The following is an 18,193-nucleotide window of genomic DNA, read 5'->3' as shown; positions in this document are numbered from 1 at the left end:
GGTTTGCGGGAACGCTGATTGTGAGACCAAGACATGGACTGAGCAGCACTGTTTGGCGAAGCCTCGCTGCCAGCTCACACGTCGGGCCGCAGCTCACGCGGTTGAGGTGTTGGCCGCGGTGGAGGGCTCGGTCGCCGGTGTGGCTTGTAGTTTGGCGGTCGGGTTGGCACACCGTTTGGTCAGCAGTTGAACCGGAACTAAAACAGCGGGCCGATGATCCCGACAGGGTGGGGGCCACCTTCGGGGTGGGATTCGATGAGACCGTGATGAACTCCGCCACCCGCCGGCGCCGGTGCCGCTACATCACCGCCGCGGTGGACACCGCGACCGGCCAGGTCATAGATGTCTTCGACGGCCGCGATGCCAATGACCTGCACAAATGGGTGAGTGCACAACCCCGGGGGTGGAGACAAAATATTCGGGTGGTGTGTTGTGATCCCCACGAGGGGTACAGAAAAGCCATTCGAGCCCTCATAGCCCAGGGCCTGTTACCAGCCGGCACACGGTTGGCCACCGATCCGTTCCACATCGTCCGGCTGGCCAACCAGGCCATCACTCGGGCCCGTCAACGCACCCAGCAACAAACCACCGGTCACCGGGGCCGCAAAGGTGACCCTCTCTACGGGATCCGCAAACTCCTACTGATGGCCGCCGAGCGGCTGGACCCCCGAGGCTGGCAACGCCTACACCAAGCCCTCAAAGCCGGTGACCCCTGCGATGAGGTCCTCGAGTGCTGGCAAGCCAAAGAACAAACCCGATCCATTTTCAAAACCACCAACCCCCAAACCGCCGCCCAACGCCTCGACGACACTATTGCCTACTGCTCCGATCCCGACGCACCCCCAGAACTACAAGCCCTCGCCGGTACCCTCAACCGCTGGCACACCGAAACCATAACCAGCGTCGCCACCGCCACCACCAACGCCCGAACCGAAGCCGCCAACGCCAAAATCAAAGACATCAAACGCAAAGCCAGAGGCTACACCAACATCGGCAACTACCGACTCCGCATCCTAGTTGCCACCGGCCACAAACCCCACCAAAATACACCCACCACAAGAATCAGAACCCACAAAACCCCGCTCAAACGCGAATAGCCCGTTTGCGGAGAGCATCTGAGATCGCATGAGGTGACCAACAATCAGCCAACAACCCGGCCACCGCGTCGGCCAACACCGGATCTGCGGCCAACTTGGACACACGAGGCCTCAAAGCCCGCACATCGGCAGCGGCTTGGGCCGCATCCGCCCGATAGGTCGAACCACCCCCGTTGCGCCGAAGTTCCCGCCACACCGCGGAGCGGCTCCTGCCCAACCGGCGGGCCATCTCGGCTGTCCCCACCCCCATCCCAACCATCGTCTCGATGCGGGCACGCTCGCTCGCACACAACCTCTGTGCCATACTGGAACACCTCCACCGGTGACTCGCCAATGTTTCTGATCGACCATCATGGCCGACCTGTCGCGATCACCGGTGGAGCCTTCCTACCCTCTGCGAACCATCACATATAGTTCTAGTGCCTATAGGAGGATTTGCTGAACTATGAACAATGCTGAGCATTTGGGCTCTGCCGAGAAGTGGGATGAGTTCTGCGGCTGGTGCGCACGTTTTCTTAATGATCCTGAGTTTGACTCTGTACAGGAATACAAACGTGATATTGCAAAGTACTTTGTAAAAGCTAAGGAAGCTCTTCAGGCAGGTGAGAGTAGCTCGAGCTGGAAAGACGAATTAGATAAAGCTTTCCAACATAAAGAGATCAATCACTTTATCCGCTGGAGCTATATTAAAGATAATAAAAATAGAAAAGGTTTCCTCTACTGGGTTGAAGATAATGAAGCTAAAGGGCGCGAGGCTTTAGAAGTCATTTGGGACTGTGAAGGTAATTTGGTGGATAGAATTACAAAGTTCTGTAGTCAAATTGCTGGAGTTATACCAAGACCAGGTACTAGCCTTAGTCTTGCATCGGTATTATTATTGGCTTGTGAAGTGGATGAAAACCCTTTGTTTGCCTGGGAGAGGTTTACAAACTGTTATAAATTGGTTGGTCGTTCTGAGTTCCCCACGGATTCCGAAAGCGACATCTATGAGTATGCTTCAGACTTTCTCGACACTTTGATTAGAGAGTGCAATGAACGTGGGATTGAGGTAAAGAACCGGCTTGAAGCTCGAGGGCTGGTGTGGTCAATCTGGGACATGCACAAAAAAGGAGGCAAACTGATGAATGACAGTAAAGAGGGTCAACCACCGCCCCACCCTCTGGAAAAGTTGGCCGAGGAACTTTATCTAAATGGGGAGTTCCTTGAAGAAATTGGAACGCTCTTGGAGAATCGCGGGCAGGTTATATTGCAGGGGCCACCGGGGACTGGTAAGACTTTTGTTGCCCGCCGACTCGCTGCCTACCTAACCGGAGCCGAGGATAGGGTGAGTGTTGTCCAGTTTCATCCGTCTTATGCTTATGAGGATTTTGTTGAGGGCTACAGACCGGCCCTGATTGAGGGTCAACCGGGCTTTAAGTTGCAGGCTGGCCCCCTGAAGCGGGCGGCTGCTGCGGCGGCAAAAGAGCCGGATGCGAAGCATATTCTTATCATCGACGAGATCAACCGGGGCAATGTTGCGAAAATCCTTGGCGAGCTGTACTACCTGCTCGAGTACCGGGATGACGAGATGCACTTGCAGTACTCGAAACAGGCGTTTTCATTGCCTGAGAATCTTTGGATCATCGGGACCATGAACACCGCTGACCGATCCATCGCGCTTGTGGACTCGGCCTTGCGCCGCCGCTTCTACTTCGTTGACTTCTACCCGGACGAGCCTCCAATCTCCGATGTTTTGCCAAAGTGGTTGAAGGACAACAAACCGGAGTTGATGTGGCTTGCCGGTGTGGTTGAGAAAGCCAACGAGTTATTGGGTGACCGGGACTACGCGATTGGTCCGAGCCATTTCATTGCCATGGGGAATAACCTTGACGAGCCGTGGATCAAACGCATCTGGGAGCATTCGATCCTACCCCATGTGAGGGAGCTGCTCTTCGGTGAACATGATCGAATTGACGAGTTCCAACTCGATAGACTCCGTGAGATCTCAAGCTCCACAAATGATGACTCCAAACCGGATTCCTCCTCGGAGGATCAGCCTGAGGAGTGAATATCCTGTCATGCGTTTTATTGATCTGGAAGAATATAAAACTAAACCCAATGTTTTACTGACATCGCAACAGCGGGATCAACTCAGTCGGTTGGCTCCGTCGATAAGCATAGCTCCATCCCCGGGGAGCAATGATCACTACGATCTCACCCCTGACTCGGTTGTTGGCACGGTAATGCTGGGCGATTTGCAAATCATCGTACATCCGAAATTGACCATCGAAAACGTCCTCTTCCTGGTGTCATATGCCCTCGACTTGTTGGACAAAAAGAAACCAGACCCATCTACCCTGGGCAAGTCCGACAGCCTTGTCGAGGCGATGATCCCGTCTTTTTTGCACCACGTTAAGGCAGCAACCGGTCGTGGACTTCTCAGAGACTATCTCTCGGTCGAAGACTCACTCAATACTGTCCGGGGCCGTATCCTACTCGGAGACCAGATTGCCCGCCACCACGGCCGGGTGCCTCCGATAGAGGTCTCCTTCGATGAGCACACCGAGGACATTCTCGAGAATCGGCTCCTGGCCACAGCGACCGATAGACTGCTGCGACTTGGTGTTCACAACTCTGAACTTCGGGACTCCCTCCGAGAGAGTCGGCATATGTTCTCGGGAGTTTCGCGTATCACCGAACCGGCCCGTGAGCCCGAGATTCACTGGACTCGACTCAACGGCCACTACCAACCGGCGGTGAGGCTGGCCACCCTAATTCTCAAGAACACCGGTTTCGACCTCCAGCAAGGCGACGCACCGGCCAGCACCTTCCTTGTGGACATGAACCAGGTTTTCGAGGGATTCGTTCACACGGCGCTTCGAGAAAAGTTGGGCCTGGGTGAGCACGCATTCCCGCGCGGAAGCCAGCTCTGCCTGGACGAAGCAGGAAGCATCAGGATGCACCCGGATCTGTCGTGGTGGCAAGGCAAGCAGTGCCGCTTCATCGGTGATGTCAAGTACAAGCAGACCGATGACGGGATGGGCAAGCATGCCGACCTTTACCAGTTGCTCGCCTATGTAACCGCAGCCGGCCTCGACGAGGGGCTGCTGATCTATGCCGCAGGAGAGTCGGAGCCGGCAACCCATGAGATCCCAATGGCGGGCAAGCGGCTGCGGGTCGAGACCCTCAACCTCGCCGCCACCCCGGAAGAGATCCTCGGGCAAGTCGAACAAATAGCCAACTACATCAAACACACAGCCTTTGACATGTCAGCCATCAGGGTGGCCTGAACCTGGCCCGAGAAGCCACCCAGCGCGTTGGATCGCAAAAGATGTTGTCACTGTTGTTGGTAGACTGGTGGGTATGGAGTTAGGGGTTCTGAGCAGGGAAAACACTTATGTGGGGGAGCGGCCCGCCGCGGCGTGTGGGGTTGGTTCGGGGGTGCATGTGGATGCTGTGGAGGTGGTGGGGTTGGATGATGCTGGTTTGGATTTGCGGTTGCGGTTGATCGGTCGGGCTCGCAATCGTTTGGACGGTTATCTGGCTGAGGTGGTGGCTGAGAAGAAGCGGCGCAGTTGTGCTTTTGATGCCAAAGGTGCTTTGCAGGATGGTTTGCGCCAGTCGGGTCGTGAGGCTCAGCGGATCGTGGATGAGGCGGAACGGTTGGAGTCGTTGCCGGTGGCGCGTGAGGCGCTGGTTGACAGTCGCATCACTTCTGAGCACGCCCGCATCCTGGGTAGTGCGGCCAAGGCAGGGCCGTTGGATGAGCAAAAGATGGTGGCTGCTGCGGAATCTCAGAGTCCGGAGCAGCTCCGTCGCACGGTGCGGGCTCATCAAGATGAGCTGTCGGGCGGTGATGATGGTTCGAAGCGGTTGGAGCGTCAGAAGAACGCGCGTACCGCTACTTTCGGTGAGCGCGACGACGGTATGTGGTGCCTGTACGGCCTGTTCGACCCGGTCACAGCTCAACGTATTCGGGCCGCTTTGAACCATAGGACGGACATGGCCTGGCACGCCGCCGGTGGTCGTGAGCACCGCGAGGTTCGTCATCGCCGGGCCGATGCGATTGCTGAGTTGTTGACCCGAACCACCGAGGACGATGGTGAGGATGGCATCAGGGAGCGGCCCCAGCCGACCAGTTTGTTGATCCTCGCCGACTATGACGTGATTGACCACAAACTCGGGCGGCCCCGCCTGGCCGATGGCACTCCGCTGACCGACGGGGAGTTCCGCGAACTGGCCTGCGATGCCGAGGTGCTCACCGGTATCTTCAACCGCGACCTGGAGTGCTTGTCGCTGGGCCGCCAGCGCCATCCCAGTCCCCAACTCCGAGCCACCCTCATAGCCCGCGACCAGGGGTGCATCGGGTGTGCCAAAGAGCCCGAATGGTGTGTCAGCCACCACATCGAGCACTGGCAACACGGCGGGCCCACCCGACCCGACAACCTGGTGCTGGTCTGCCACGACTGCCACCACAAAACCCACCACCGCAACTGGAAAGTCGAAAAACACCCCGACACCGGCCGCCCCTACCTGCGACCACCCTGGCAACAACCACCCAAACCCACCCAAAGACGCTAAACCAACATCAAACCAGAGCAACCCGAATAGCCCAACCCAGAAAGAACTACCCGCCGGCAGAGCCAGTTGGTGGTTCGGGTGGACATCTGCGGTCCGGGAGGTCGGAGTTATGGGCGTTGTCAATCAGCGGCACCCTGGAGTGTTAAAAACCGGTACTCAAAGGTGTCGAAAACCGGTACTGTGTAGGGGCGGTGGAGTATCTGGAGCGCCTGGCGGACGAGCGCATCATCGGGTTGATCCGAGAGCTTCCGGCGCTGGCGCTCACCGGCCCGCGAGCTTCGGGGAAGACCACCACAGCAGCGCGTTACGCCCGAACAATCATAAGGCTGGACCGAAAGGCCGAAGCCCTAGCGGTTGCGGCTGACCCGGACGCTGCCATCGAGGGTCTGGACGAGCCCGTGCTGCTTGACGAGTGGCAGGAGATGCCCCAAGAGCTGGGGGCTGCTGATTAGCACGCTATGGGCTTGACCAGCCCCTCCAACAATGGTTCATCCGTGCCCAGAGGTTTGTCCAAAACATAATCTTTACCGGATATCTTCTATAGATCTGGGCCAGCTTATAGCTGGTGAAAATGTGAAGCTAAAATGTCCTTCAAGAGGATTCACTTAGTATTGCAATCACAATAAGGATAGCGAAAAGTAGCATTACAATATTTATAACTAATCCAGCTATCGCTAGTCCCTTACCTTGGCGACCCTCAACATTGGCACGACGCAGTCCAATGCTGCAAAAGACAATGCTAAGAACAAATATAGGAAAGCCAACAAAAGGGGTCAGCGTAAAGAAGGATAGAATAAATCCTGCGGTGGCCATACCATTAGCTGGTTTAATGTGTGGGTTTGTTGCAGATGTCATAGTGATACTTATACTATGTATATCCCTATTTGTCAAATTCTATGGTTGTCAATTTGGAGCCTTCGCGTTGAAGCAGGATAGTGGGTGTGCTGGGTGGCAGGTGAGTCCCGGCGGGCAATGCCGGGGATACAGCTATGGGGCGGTTGGGCTTGGGGGCGTAGCATTGGGGTTGTGAGCGATGCCGTGATGAGCCTGGCCGATGATTTCGAGGTGGTTGGGCGGGACCAGTGGATGGCACTGGTGGAACAGGTGCTGCGGGGAGCACCCTTCGACGAGAAGCTGGTGAGCACCACCTACGACGGCATCTCCATCCAACCGCTGTACACCGGCGCTGACCATTCGGGCGACACCGGCCTGCCCGGTATCGCGCCGTTCACCCGGGGCGGCAGGCTAACCGGCGGGCCGTGGCAAGTCCGCCAGGCGCACAGCCGAGCCACGGGCAACCAGGCCATACTCGCCGATCTGCGCGGGGGAGCCGATGCCATCGAGCTGCACCTGGACGGACCGGCCAGCGTCAAGGAGCTGGACGCTCTGCTGGATGGCGTTCCCTCCACGGTGCCGGTGATGCTGTCCCCCGGCAGCAGCGGTGCGATCTGCCCCCTGGTCGAGTGGTGGGAGCAAGGGGGCATGGACCGCTCCGAAGCCCGAGGCGGTTTTGGGATCGATGCCGCTGATCCGGCTGCGGCACCGTCGGTGGCCAACTCCTCGCACTATCCGGGGGTGCTGGTGGCGGTGGTGAACGCGGCCCAGCTGGCCGATCGGGGTGCGTCCGAGGCCCAGGAACTGGCCGGCTCGCTGGCCGATGCGGTGACCTACCTGCGGGCCTGCCACCAGGCCGGCATCGAGGTCTCCGAGGCCGCGTCCAAGTTGGAGTTTCGCTACGGCGCGGGGGTTGACCAGTTCCTGACCGTGGCCAAGCTGCGGGCCGCCCGCCGGTTGTGGGCCCGGGTGATCGAGGCCTGCGGGTCGGATCAGGTGGCACAACGCCAGCACGCGGTGACCTCCTGGGCCATGATGAGCCGCCGCGACCCGGTCGTGAACATGATCCGCACCACGGTGGCCTGTTTCGCCGCCGCGGCCGGTGGTGCCGACTCCATCGGTGTGAGGCCTTATGACTCCGCCGTTGGAGTGCCCGATCCCCTGGGGCTGCGCATTGCCCGCAACACCCAGTTGCTGCTGCGGGAGGAATCGCACCTGCACCAGGTGATCGATCCGGGCGGGGGCTCGTACTATGTCGAAGCGCTCACCGATGCCCTGGCGCAAAAAGCCTGGGCGCTGTTCCAGGAACTGGAAGCCGGAGCCGACCTTGCCGGCCGCATCCAGCAGACCAGCGTCGCCCGGAACCGTGATGTGGCCACCCGGCGCTTGCCGCTCACCGGAGTGAGCGAGTTCGCCGACCCGCACGAGGTTCCGCTGGATCGTCCGCCGCTGTCGGACCCTGGACTGTCGATGCTGGTTGACAACGGGCTGAACCGGCTGGCCGAACCCTACGAGGCCCTGAGGGATGCTGCCGATGCCGCTCCCGAGCGAGCCAGGGCGTTTCTGGTCAACCTCGGCCCGCTACCCACCCACACTGCCCGATCCACGTTCGCGGCCAACCTGCTCGCCGCCGGCGGCATCCGCTCGCTCACCAGCGAGGGGTTCGACACCCCGGAACAAGCGGCGCAGGCATGGTCGTTGGCGGGCACGCCGGTGGCGGTGCTGTGCTCCTCCGACGAGGTGTACGCCACCCAAGCCGGGCCCACGATGGCGGCGCTGAAAAAGGCCGGCTGCGACTACGTGGTGATCGCCGGACGACCCGGCCAGCGTTGGGGTGCCGATGACTGCCTTGCCGATGCCCACATGGCCAATGATCACCTGGCCGATGACCATCTGGCTGATGCCCACATATACCTGGGCTGTGATGCCTTGGCCGTGCTGCGAGCAATCCACGAGAGGCTGGGCCTGTGACCATCCCCGACTTCTCGAAGGTTGATCTTTATGACTATGGCCGCCCGGCGAGCGATCCGGGGGGTTCAGCGAGTACCGCGGCGAGCGCTCATGATCCGGGTCGAGGCCGCAGCCGGTGGGATGAGCTGGTGGCTGCCGAAACCGGTGAGCATCCCGATGAGCTGGTGTGGGCCACCCCCGAGGGCTTCGGCGTGCACCGGCTGTACACCGCCGAGGATCGGGCCCCGCTGGACTTCTGCGACACCTATCCCGGTCTGGCCCCCTACCTGCGGGGCCCTTATGCCACCATGTACGTGACCCAGCCGTGGACCATCCGCCAGTACGCCGGGTTCTCCACCGCCGAGGATTCCAACGCCTTTTACCGGCGCAACCTGGCCGCGGGGCAAAAGGGCCTGTCGGTGGCCTTCGACCTGGCCACCCACCGGGGCTACGACTCCGACAACCGGCGGGTGAGCGGCGATGTGGGCATGGCCGGGGTGGCCATCGACTCGATCCTCGACATGCAGATCCTGTTCGACGGCATCCCGCTGGACCGGATGAGTGTGTCGATGACCATGAACGGGGCAGTGCTGCCCATCCTGGCCATGTACATCGTGGCCGGAGAGGAGCAGGGGGTGGCCCCCCAGCAGCTCGCCGGAACCATCCAGAACGACATCCTCAAGGAGTTCATGGTCCGCAACACCTTCATCTACCCCCCGGCCCCGTCCATGCGGATCGTCTCCGACATCTTCGCCCACACCTCGGCCCACATGCCCAAGTTCAACTCCATCTCCATCTCCGGCTATCACATGCAAGAAGCGGGGGCCACGCTCGACCTGGAGCTGGCCTACACCCTGGCCGACGGGGTGGAGTACGTGCGGGCCGGGGTGAACTCCGGGCTGGACATCGATGCCTTCGCCCCCCGGCTCAGCTTCTTCTGGTGCATCGGCATGAACTTCTTCATGGAGGTGGCCAAGCTGCGGGCCGCCCGGCTGCTGTGGGCCAAGCTGATGCGCCCGTTCGGCCCGGCCAACCCCCGATCCCTGTCGCTGCGCACCCACAGCCAGACCTCGGGGTGGAGCCTCACAGCCCAGGACGTCTACAACAACGTTGTCCGCACCACCATCGAGGCCATGGCCGCCACCCAGGGTCACACCCAGTCGCTGCACACCAACGCCCTGGACGAGGCCCTGGCCCTGCCCACCGACTTCTCGGCCCGGATCGCCCGCAACACCCAACTGCTGCTTCAGCACGAGTCGGGCACCTGCAGGGTGGCCGATCCCTGGGGAGGCTCGTACTACGTCGAGCGGCTCACCCACGACCTGGCCAAAAGAGCCTGGGAGCACATCGCCGAGGTGGAGGCCGCCGGCGGTATGGCCGAGGCCATCGAAGCCGGGATCCCCAAGATGCGGATAGAGGAGGCCGCCGCCCGCACCCAGGCCCGCATCGACTCGGGAGCCCAGACGGTGGTGGGCGTGAACCGGTACCAACCGCAGAGCGAGGAGCCCGTTGAGGTGCTGAGGGTGGACAACGCCGAGGTGCGGGCCGCTCAGATCGCCCGGTTGGGCCGGTTGCGGGCCGAGCGGGACAGCGAAGCCTGCCGCCGGGCCTTGGATGCGCTCACCGCGGCGGCGGCACAACCACCGGGCCAGGCGGGATCCAACCTGCTGGCGAGGGCCGTGGATGCGGCTCGGGCCCGGGCCACCGTGGGAGAGATCAGCGATGCCCTGGAGAAGGTGTATGGTCGCCATGCCCCCCGCATTCAAACGATTTCGGGGGTGTACCGGGCAGAGATGGGACGCAGCGACGACGCGGGCGGCACCGGCAAGGTGCGGGAAGCGGTGGCCGGCTTCGCGTCCCAAACCGGTCGCCGACCCCGCATCCTGGTGGCCAAGATGGGCCAGGACGGCCACGACCGGGGTCAGAAGGTGATCGCCACCGCATTTGCCGATCTGGGCTTCGACGTGGATGTCGGGCCGCTGTTCCAAACCCCGGCCGAGGCGGCTCGCCAAGCGGTGGAGGCCGATGTGCACATCGTGGGGGCATCCTCGCTGGCCGCCGGGCACCTGACGCTGGTACCCGAACTGCAAGCCGAGCTGAAAGAGCTGGGACGGCCCGACATCATGATAGTTGTGGGCGGGGTGATCCCCCCCAGCGACCACGACGAGCTACGAGCAGCCGGGGCCGAGGCCATATTCGGACCGGGCACGGTGATCGCCGACGCCGCCCTGGAGTTGCTGGCCGCCCTGGAATCCCGGGAGCGATGATCGATCTCGACTTTTGTGTCGAGGGGTGCCGATGATCGATCTGGACGCTTGTGTCGAGGGGTGTCGATGATCGATCTCGACGCTTGCAAGCCTTGTGGTTGGGGTGGGTAAACCGATGATCGATCTGGATGCTTGTGTCGAGGGGGTTCTGGCTTGTGATCGCATTTGGCTGGGGCGGGCGGTCACGCTGGTGGAGAGCACCCGTGCCGGCGACCGGGAATTGGCCGGGGAGCTCTTGGGGCGCTTGCTGGCCCATACCGGGAATATCAAGGAGGCCAAAGAGGCCAAGGATGTCAAGAGGGTGGGGATCACCGGCGTGCCCGGGGTGGGCAAGTCCACCTTTATCGACACGCTGGGCACCCACCTCACCGGAAAGGGACACCGGGTGGCGGTGCTGGCGGTGGATCCGTCCTCGGTGGTTTCGGGGGGAAGCATCCTGGGGGACCGGACCCGAATGCCCAACCTGGCCGTGGACGATGCCGCCTACATCCGACCCTCGCCGTCTTCGGGGTTGCTGGGCGGGGTGACCCGCACCACCCGCGAGACCATGGTGGTGGTGGAAGCAGCCGGCTTCGACGTGGTGCTGGTGGAGACGGTGGGGGCGGGCCAGTCGGAGACAGCGGTGGCCGGCATGGTTGACCTGTTCCTGGTGATGATGCTTCCCGGAGCGGGCGATGAGCTCCAGGGAATCAAGAAGGGTGTGCTGGAGCTGGCCGACATCCTGGTGGTGAACAAGGCGGATGGCGGCAACGAGATCGCCGCCCAGCGGGCAGTGCGGGACCACCGGGCGGCACTGGCCCTGACCGCTCCGGCCCAACCCAACTGGGTGCCCCCCGTTCTGGCGGTGAGCGCCATCGAGGGTACCGGCATCGATCAGGTGTGGCGTCATATTCAGGACTACTTCGGGCAGGCCACAGCTTCGGGCCAACTAGCCGGCCGCCGAGCCGACCAGCAGGTGCGCTGGATGTGGGCGATGGTGCACGACCGCCTCCAGGATCGATTGCAAAAATCCCCGGCGGTCGCCAACCTGATGCCCAGCCTGGAGCAGGAAGTGGCCGCGGGCCGAACCACCCCCGCCACGGCATGCGACCGGATTTTCGCCGCCTTCGACGGGTGAGTGCGTCCAAGTTTGGCTACAGCCCGAAACCGAACACTAACCTTTAAATTTTACAAGTAGGTTCTGCAAGCAAGTTTTGCAGTTACTGGTGCGACTGGAGGGAGTCCCAAACCATGAAAATCAAATCGAAGCTTCTGGTGCTTGTCGCCGTTTTGTTCACGATGGCCCTAGTGGCCGGGGCCTGCGGCAACGATGACGACGACTCATCTCCTGCTGACACGCCCGCTCCTGCTACCCAAGCGCCGGAGGAGCCGATGGGTGGGGATGAGCCGGATGCCGAACCCAGTGGTGAGGATGAGCCAGATGACGAGCCCGAGCCTGACGATGGCATGAGCCTGGCCGGGACCGTGGTCACCATTTTGGGCCCGGAAACCGGCACCGAGGCGGAGGGCTTCCTGGCCGGTTTCGACCCGCTGACCGAACGCACCGGCATTACGGTCAATTACTCCGGCAATCGTGATGCCACCACCGAGTTGAGCTTGGCCCTGGAGGCCGGCAACCCGCCCGATATCGTCATCATTCCCCAACCGGGGCGCATCATCGAGTTCGGGGAGGACGGTGAGGCCGTGGCCCTGCCCCAGTCGCTTCTCGACAACATAAGCGGGGCTTACGACCCCTTCTGGTTCGATCTGGCCACCACGACGGGTGGGCAGGTGTACGGCGTTCCCAACAAGGGCGATGTGAAGAGCCTGGTTTGGTACAGCCCGTCGCTGTTCGACGAGAGGGGCTACGAGATCCCCACCTCCTGGGACGAGCTCGAAGCACTCACGGAAAAGATCAAGGCTGACGGGTTGGTGCCATGGTGCATCGGCATCGGGTCTGGTGACGCAACCGGCTGGGTGTTCACCGACTGGATGGAGGACATGATGCTCCGCATCCACGGCCCCGATGTCTACGACCAGTGGGTGTCCCACGAGATTCCCTTCAACGATCCGCGAGTGGTCGAGGTGGCCGAGTTCGTGGGCGACATCTGGTTCGGGGAGGGCAACGTGCTTGGTGGCCGTGACCTGATTGCGTCAACCGGCTTCCAGGAGGCGGCCCTGCCGATCATCGACGGCGACTGCGTGCTGCACCGCCAAGCCAACTTCGCGGGCGCGTTCTTCACCGCAGCGGAGGCATCGCTCGGCCCCAACGGTGACGTGAACGTGTTCTACCTGCCGACCATCAGCGACGAGTTCGGGACAGTTGTGCTCGGGGCCGGAACCCATGCGGTGGCCTTCACCGACAAGCCCGAAACTCTTGCGGTTATGGAGTACATCGGCACCGCCGAGTACGCCAACGCTCGCATCATGGCCGACAAGGGCGGGTTCCTGTCGCCCAACCGCGAGCACGACACCTCGCTTTACAGCTCGGACTTCGACCGCGGCCTGGCCGACATACTGGTGAGCGCGGATCCCTTCCGGTTCGACGCTTCCGACCTCATGCCTCCCGAAGTGGGGGCGGGCGAGTTCTGGCGCTCGGGCACCGATTATGTGTCGGGCTCGAAGTCTGCGCAGGAGTTCGCTGACGACACCGAGGATGCGTGGCCGTCCTCCTAACCCAACACTAGGCGGCTGGTCGTAATCCTTATGGAGGTTGTTGACGGTTCGGTTGGGTGAGCCATGAGCCAAATCATCACAATGCTCATCAGCGTCGCCGGGGCGCTGGTTGTCACCGCGGTGCTGTTTGTCGGTGCCGACCGCACCGTTGACTCGGCCCTGAACCGATGGCCGGCCTTCATGGCCTCTATCGGGGCAGTGCTGGGGCTGGTGGCCGGAGCTGTGCTCCAGCACAATGGATGGATCCCCCGAGGCCCGGCCGCCGGGGGGCCGTTCTCCGAGGGCTGGCTGGTAATCGTCATCGGCGGGATTATCGGGGCTGCCCTCGGGGGTGCCGGGGGGCGAGCGCTGGTGCCCGCTCTGGATCGGCGCATTCGCCTGGAGGCCCGGCTGAGACCATGGGTTTTCGTGGGCCCGGCCCTCTTGTTCGTCACCGGTGGTTTGATCATTCCCGGTTTCCGAACCCTGTGGTTGTCGTTGAAGAACGGAACTCGGGGCCAAGAAGCCGGTTTCACCATCGAGCACTACCGGGACATATTCACCAATCAGAACTTCTTCTCCGTTTCCGGATGGAGCTCGTTTCTCACCAGCCGCCTATTCATAGTTGCCCTGGCCGCCGCCGCCGTTGCGGGGGTTGCCGCTTGGGCCAGCGCATCCCGGATTGTCGGTGGCCCGCTGAGAGCGAACCTGGCCCGGCGAACCATGAGGGTTCTCGGCATCCTCGCCGCTTTGCTCGGCACGGCGGCGCTGCTCGGCTTCATCGAGTCGGTGATCCGCGAGCCGAACCGGTCCGAGATCGTGGACGTGCTCACCGTTCTGGTGTCGAGCCGGACAACGCTGGTGGTTGTGGCCGCAGTGGTTGTCGCACTTTTGGGGGCATGGTTCTGGGCCGGGCTGCGCAGCCGTGATGTGGAGATGGACTGGGGATCCCCCACATCCTCCATGATGCTGGTGCTGGCCATCGCCATGGGTATTTTCGGCTTGCTCTCCACCCTTCGAGGGGCGGTGTGGAACAACATCTGGTGGGTGTTCACCGTAGCCGGGCTGTCCACCATGCTCGGCCTGCTGCTGGCCATTTTGGCCGAGCGGGCTCGGGGTGAGCGGGTGGCCAAGACCCTGATTTTCATGCCCATGGCCATATCCATGGTTGGTGCCGCGGTGATCTGGGACTTCATGTACGAGGTGCAGCCCACCGGTGCCCAAACCGGCCTGCTCAACGCCTTACTCCAAGGTCTCGGGTTTGAACCCCGGGGGTTTTTCATCAACTCCTCGATGATTCCCTGGAACAACTTCTGGATCATGTTCATCATGGTGTGGATCCAAAGCGGGTTCGCCATGGTCATCCTGTCGGCCGCCATCCGGGCCGTTCCCGAGGACCTCACCGAGGCAGCCCGGGTGGATGGGGCCAATGAAATACAGGTCTTCTGGCGGGTGGTGGTACCCCAGATCCGGCCCACCATCATCGTCGTGGTCACCACGCTCATGGTGATCGTCACCAAAGTGTTCGACCTGGTGAAGGCCACCACCAACGGGGCCAACCGCACCAACGTGCTGGCCAATGAGATGTTCGACCAGCTCCGCGACCGCAACTTCACCTCCAGCAGCGCGTTCGCGGTGGTGCTGCTGGCCCTCGTCCTGCCGGTAATGATCTACAACATCCGCAGGCTGCAATCGGAGTTGAGATGAGCACCGCCGCCAGCCCGACCGGTTGCCATCTGCTGGCGGCATCCAGGCTGCAATCGGAGTTGAGATGAGCACCGCCGCCAGCCCGGTCACCACCGCGCTTATGCCCACGGGCCGAAGACTCCGCCGGATGCTGGCCAATGCCCCCAGTTGGGTGATGTGGCTGATCGTGGTGGTTTGGACCGTGCCCACTTTCGGGCTGTTCGTCTCTTCGTTCCGCAAGGTTCCCGACATAAACAGCTCGGGCTGGTGGACGGCGTGGAACGACCTCGACAACCTGACTTTCCAGAACTACCGCGACATCTTCAGGGACAGCGCCGCCCAACCGTCCATGTGGGAGTTCGCCCTCAACTCGCTCGCCATCGTGGTGCCGGCCACCATCATTCCCATCGCCATTGCCGCCTTCGCCGCCTACGGGTTTGCCTGGATCGACTTCCGGGGTCGCAACTGGCTCTTCATCGCCCTGGTCTCGATGATCGCTCTGCCCAACCAGATGGCCTTCGTACCGCTGCTCCAGTTGTTCAACAACGGGGCCCGGCTCACCATCCCCGGCCTGGATTGGACCTTCGTGCTTATTCCCGATGTGGGAGTGGCCAACACCGCCGCCGCGGTCTGGCTGACCCACACGGCGTTCGGCCTGCCGCTGGCCGTGTTGTTGCTGCACAACTTCATAAGCCAGTTGCCCAGAGAGGTGTTCGAGGCGGCCCGGATCGACGGTGCCGGCCACCTCACCATCTTCTGGCGCCTTGTCGTGCCCCTGGCCCGCCCCGCGCTGGCCGCTTTCGCTGTCTTCCAGTTCTTGTGGACCTGGAACGATTACCTGATAGCTGCGGTATTCCTCACCGACAACGAGCCGATGACGGTGGCGCTGGTCAACCTGGTTGGCGAGCGAGGCTCCAATTTCCAGCTCCGTTTTGCCTCCGCGTTCGTGATCATGATTGTGCCGCTCATCGTGTTTTTCAGCCTCCAGCGCCATTTCGTGCGCGGGCTGCTGGCGGGTTCGGTCAAGGGCTGATCCCCACCGAGGTAATTCAAGATACTCTCCGAGATACTCACAGCACTTCGGTGAGTGCCACCGGCCCGCCGGTCGCCATGGACCGCTGCCCCGCAACCCCCATGGCCACGCACACCGTGGCGGCTTCGAGCGCCGCAATGGATCGGGCCTTGGAATCGGGGCCACCACCCGCGCTTATCGCCTCCAGGAAGCGCTGATGCTCCACGAAGCTCGAACCATGATGAACTCCCTCGTAGGGGGCCTTGACCGGAGTGTGAACGGCTTGGACCGCGCCAATCGAATGCTCGCCCCTGCGCCCGATCCGCACGATGTGCTCCGGTACGAATGCCTCCACCTTGCCGGTGTCGCCGATCACGGCGAACTCCTGCTGGTTGTGGGTGGCTTCGGCGAACATGCAAAGGTCGAGCATCGCCCGGGCCCCGTCGTCGTAGTCGACCACGACATAGGCATTGTCATCAATATCGGGAACACGGCCCCCGTAGCGCTCATCCAGGTGGTTGACCGCTTGGCTTCCCGAGGCGAACACCCGTTCGGGCCGCCCCGCCATCACCAGGTTCATCAGGTCGAAAAAGTGGCAGCACTTCTCCACCAGCGTTCCGCCGGTGTTTTCGGCGAAGCGGTTCCAGTTGCCAACCTTGGGCAGGAACGGAAACCGGTGCTCGCGTATCGAAACCATCCGTACCCGGCCCACCGCACCCCCTCGTACCTCGGTGAGAAGCCGGGCGAACGGTTCCATGTACCGGTACTCCAACCCCACCCGGATCACCCCGCGATGATGAGCGGCGGCGTCGACTATCCGGCGGCTGCCGGCCACGGTGGTGCAGAGCGGCTTTTCGATCAGCACGTGCAGATCGGTTCCCAAAACGTCGCCCAAAACATCGGCATGGGTCATGTTGGGCGTGGAGATGACCACCGCATCGCACACTTCGCCGGCCAGCAAGTCCTTGTGGTCGGCGAACCGTTGCGCTCGGGGGGCCATCGCCCCCGCGGCTTCGAGGGATGGGAGGTGGGGGTCGGCCAGCGCGACAACCTCGGCACCGGGAAGGTGGCGGATGTTGGCCATGTGCTCCTGGCCCATCATGCCAACCCCGATAATGCCGTAGCGGATCATCCTGTTGCTCCCCCATAGCCGCTGCATAGCCGGTGGTGACCGGAGGTAACCGTCCAGATCGGGGGAGCATCCCCGTGCTTCCCGGTGGGCGGCTTCACACGGTAGCTTGATTTGGTGCCAACCAGCCTCATCAATCCCGATCCCATCCCCCTCGGTTCCGACTTTCGGGTCGGCCGGCTAGGATTCGGTTGCTGGCGCCTCGTCGGCGGCTCGCAATACCACTACCGGGAGCTGCTGGAGACCGCCCTGGGTTTGGGTATGAACCTGGTTGACACCGCCGATGTGTACGGCCTCGATTGGGGCGGGACATCTTTCGGTGAGGCCGAGGACAACCTGGGACGGGTTCTGGCCGAGGCCCCCGGCCTGCGGGACCGGATGGTTCTGGCCACCAAGGGAGGCATCACCCCGCCCACCCCCTACAACTCGGGCTCGCCGGCCATCACCGCCGCCTGCGAGGCTTCGCTCGGCCGTCTCGGGGTGGATGTCATCGACCTCTACCAGATTCACCGGCCCGATCTGTTCACCCACCCCGCAGAGTTGGCCGAGGCCCTGGTTGCACTGCGTGACCAGGGGAAGATACGGGAAGTGGGGGTGTCCAATTTCACCCCCCGCCAGCACGAGGCGCTCGCCGCTCACCTGCCGTTTCCGATAGCCTCCAGCCAGCCCGAGTACTCCGCCGCCTGCTTGGGGGCGCTGCGGGACGGCACGCTGGACCTTTGCATGCGTGATGGGGTTGTTCCCCTGGCTTGGAGCCCGCTGGCCGGGGGAAGGCTGGCCGATGGCACCGAGGTGCGTCCCGAGTTGGTCGCTGCGCTGGACCGGCTGGCCGAGCACCATGCCACCAGCAGGAGCGCTCTGGCCATCGCTTTCGTGCTGGCTCATCCGTCTCGCCCGGTTGCGCTGCTGGGAACACAGAATCCCCAGCGGCTGGCCGATGCCGCCCAAGCAGCCGCCATCTCCCTGGATCGGGCTGACGTCTACAGCATCATCGAGGCCTCCGAGGGTGTCCCATTGCCGTGAG

Annotated in this window: 15 protein-coding genes; 12 read left to right on the top strand and 3 right to left on the bottom strand. The window is 62.2% G+C overall.

All coding sequences use genetic code 11. From position 1 onward, the window contains the following. Positions 1 to 137: 137 nt before the first annotated feature. The gene (locus ACOGXC_RS07845) at positions 138 to 1,097 is read left to right on the top strand and encodes an ISL3 family transposase (RefSeq protein ID WP_419917649.1); all 960 of its coding nucleotides are present in this window, start codon (positions 138 to 140) and stop codon (positions 1,095 to 1,097) included. On the opposite strand, the gene ACOGXC_RS07840 is transcribed toward ACOGXC_RS07845, so the two are convergent. After that, entirely contained in the window at positions 1,084 to 1,401 is a 318-nt protein-coding gene (locus tag ACOGXC_RS07840) for a helix-turn-helix domain-containing protein (protein ID WP_419917648.1), read from the bottom strand. The genes ACOGXC_RS07845 and ACOGXC_RS07840 overlap by 14 nt on opposite strands. Positions 1,402 to 1,542: 141 nt before the next feature. Here ACOGXC_RS07840 and ACOGXC_RS07835 point away from each other — a divergent pair, with 141 nt between their 5' ends. The 4 genes from ACOGXC_RS07835 to ACOGXC_RS07820 all read left to right on the top strand — a co-directional run bounded on the left by ACOGXC_RS07835 (position 1,543) and on the right by ACOGXC_RS07820 (position 6,109). Then, a complete protein-coding gene (locus ACOGXC_RS07835; protein ID WP_419917647.1) occupies positions 1,543 to 3,144 on the top strand; it encodes an McrB family protein in 1,602 nt (533 codons plus the stop codon). 10 nt (positions 3,145 to 3,154) lie between these two features. After that, positions 3,155 to 4,366 carry an McrC family protein gene (locus ACOGXC_RS07830; RefSeq protein WP_419917646.1) on the top strand — a complete coding sequence of 404 codons (1,212 nt, stop codon included), beginning with the start codon at positions 3,155 to 3,157 and terminating at the stop codon, positions 4,364 to 4,366. A 73-nt stretch (positions 4,367 to 4,439) separates the two neighbouring features. Beyond that, positions 4,440 to 5,657: an HNH endonuclease gene (locus ACOGXC_RS07825; RefSeq protein WP_419917645.1), complete on the top strand. Its 1,218-nt coding sequence runs from the start codon at positions 4,440 to 4,442 to the stop codon at positions 5,655 to 5,657. A gap of 191 nt (positions 5,658 to 5,848) precedes the next feature. Next, positions 5,849 to 6,109, top strand: coding sequence for a hypothetical protein (locus tag ACOGXC_RS07820; RefSeq protein ID WP_419917644.1), 261 nt, complete (start codon positions 5,849 to 5,851; stop codon positions 6,107 to 6,109). Between the two features lie 139 nt (positions 6,110 to 6,248). Here ACOGXC_RS07820 and ACOGXC_RS07815 read toward each other — a convergent pair whose 3' ends face one another. Then, positions 6,249 to 6,512, bottom strand: coding sequence for a hypothetical protein (locus ACOGXC_RS07815; protein ID WP_419917643.1), 264 nt, complete (start codon positions 6,510 to 6,512; stop codon positions 6,249 to 6,251). A 171-nt stretch (positions 6,513 to 6,683) separates the two neighbouring features. Here ACOGXC_RS07815 and ACOGXC_RS07810 point away from each other — a divergent pair, with 171 nt between their 5' ends. From ACOGXC_RS07810 to ACOGXC_RS07785, 6 genes are all read left to right on the top strand, one after another. After that, positions 6,684 to 8,462: a methylmalonyl-CoA mutase family protein gene (locus ACOGXC_RS07810; protein ID WP_419917642.1), complete on the top strand. Its 1,779-nt coding sequence runs from the start codon at positions 6,684 to 6,686 to the stop codon at positions 8,460 to 8,462. Then, positions 8,459 to 10,708: a methylmalonyl-CoA mutase gene (scpA, locus tag ACOGXC_RS07805; RefSeq protein WP_419917641.1), complete on the top strand. Its 2,250-nt coding sequence runs from the start codon at positions 8,459 to 8,461 to the stop codon at positions 10,706 to 10,708. Before ACOGXC_RS07810 ends, scpA begins: the two co-directional genes overlap by 4 nt. A gap of 115 nt (positions 10,709 to 10,823) precedes the next feature. Then, complete coding sequence (gene meaB, locus ACOGXC_RS07800; RefSeq protein WP_419917640.1) at positions 10,824 to 11,825, top strand: methylmalonyl Co-A mutase-associated GTPase MeaB; 1,002 nt, start codon at positions 10,824 to 10,826, stop codon at positions 11,823 to 11,825. Positions 11,826 to 11,938: 113 nt separating this feature from the next. Further along, on the top strand, positions 11,939 to 13,363 hold the full coding sequence (locus ACOGXC_RS07795) for an ABC transporter substrate-binding protein (protein WP_419917639.1): 1,425 nt from the start codon (positions 11,939 to 11,941) through the stop codon (positions 13,361 to 13,363). A 63-nt stretch (positions 13,364 to 13,426) separates the two neighbouring features. After that, positions 13,427 to 15,049, top strand: a complete 1,623-nt coding sequence (locus tag ACOGXC_RS07790; RefSeq protein ID WP_419917638.1) for a carbohydrate ABC transporter permease — start codon at positions 13,427 to 13,429, stop codon at positions 15,047 to 15,049. 64 nt (positions 15,050 to 15,113) lie between these two features. Then, positions 15,114 to 16,061, top strand: coding sequence for a carbohydrate ABC transporter permease (locus ACOGXC_RS07785; protein WP_419917637.1), 948 nt, complete (start codon positions 15,114 to 15,116; stop codon positions 16,059 to 16,061). 37 nt (positions 16,062 to 16,098) lie between these two features. Here ACOGXC_RS07785 and ACOGXC_RS07780 read toward each other — a convergent pair whose 3' ends face one another. Beyond that, positions 16,099 to 17,172 (bottom strand): Gfo/Idh/MocA family protein, encoded by a 1,074-nt coding sequence (locus ACOGXC_RS07780; protein WP_419917636.1) that lies wholly within the window; start codon positions 17,170 to 17,172, stop codon positions 16,099 to 16,101. Positions 17,173 to 17,286: 114 nt separating this feature from the next. On the opposite strand from ACOGXC_RS07780, the gene ACOGXC_RS07775 reads away from it, so the two are divergent. Next, positions 17,287 to 18,192 carry an aldo/keto reductase gene (locus ACOGXC_RS07775; RefSeq protein WP_419917635.1) on the top strand — a complete coding sequence of 302 codons (906 nt, stop codon included), beginning with the start codon at positions 17,287 to 17,289 and terminating at the stop codon, positions 18,190 to 18,192. The last annotated feature ends 1 nt before the right edge of the window (position 18,193 follow it).

This window comes from Candidatus Poriferisocius sp. (assembly GCF_965202595.1).
Taxonomy (GTDB): Bacteria; Actinomycetota; Acidimicrobiia; order Acidimicrobiales; family Bin134; genus Poriferisocius.
This window is presented reverse-complemented; position numbering and strand designations above follow the sequence as displayed.

Excerpts from the sequence above, each read along its gene's own strand:
- ACOGXC_RS07840 (WP_419917648.1), bottom strand. The coding sequence starts at position 1,401 with ATGGCACAGAGGTTGTGTGCGAGCGAGCGTGCCCGCATCGAGACGATG.
- ACOGXC_RS07835 (WP_419917647.1), top strand. The coding sequence starts at position 1,543 with ATGAACAATGCTGAGCATTTGGGCTCTGCCGAGAAGTGGGATGAGTTC.
- ACOGXC_RS07830 (WP_419917646.1), top strand. The coding sequence starts at position 3,155 with ATGCGTTTTATTGATCTGGAAGAATATAAAACTAAACCCAATGTTTTA.
- ACOGXC_RS07825 (WP_419917645.1), top strand. The coding sequence starts at position 4,440 with ATGGAGTTAGGGGTTCTGAGCAGGGAAAACACTTATGTGGGGGAGCGG.
- ACOGXC_RS07815 (WP_419917643.1), bottom strand. The coding sequence starts at position 6,512 with ATGACATCTGCAACAAACCCACACATTAAACCAGCTAATGGTATGGCC.
- meaB (WP_419917640.1), top strand. The coding sequence starts at position 10,824 with ATGATCGATCTGGATGCTTGTGTCGAGGGGGTTCTGGCTTGTGATCGC.
- ACOGXC_RS07795 (WP_419917639.1), top strand. The coding sequence starts at position 11,939 with ATGAAAATCAAATCGAAGCTTCTGGTGCTTGTCGCCGTTTTGTTCACG.
- ACOGXC_RS07790 (WP_419917638.1), top strand. The coding sequence starts at position 13,427 with ATGAGCCAAATCATCACAATGCTCATCAGCGTCGCCGGGGCGCTGGTT.
- ACOGXC_RS07785 (WP_419917637.1), top strand. The coding sequence starts at position 15,114 with ATGAGCACCGCCGCCAGCCCGGTCACCACCGCGCTTATGCCCACGGGC.
- ACOGXC_RS07780 (WP_419917636.1), bottom strand. The coding sequence starts at position 17,172 with ATGATCCGCTACGGCATTATCGGGGTTGGCATGATGGGCCAGGAGCAC.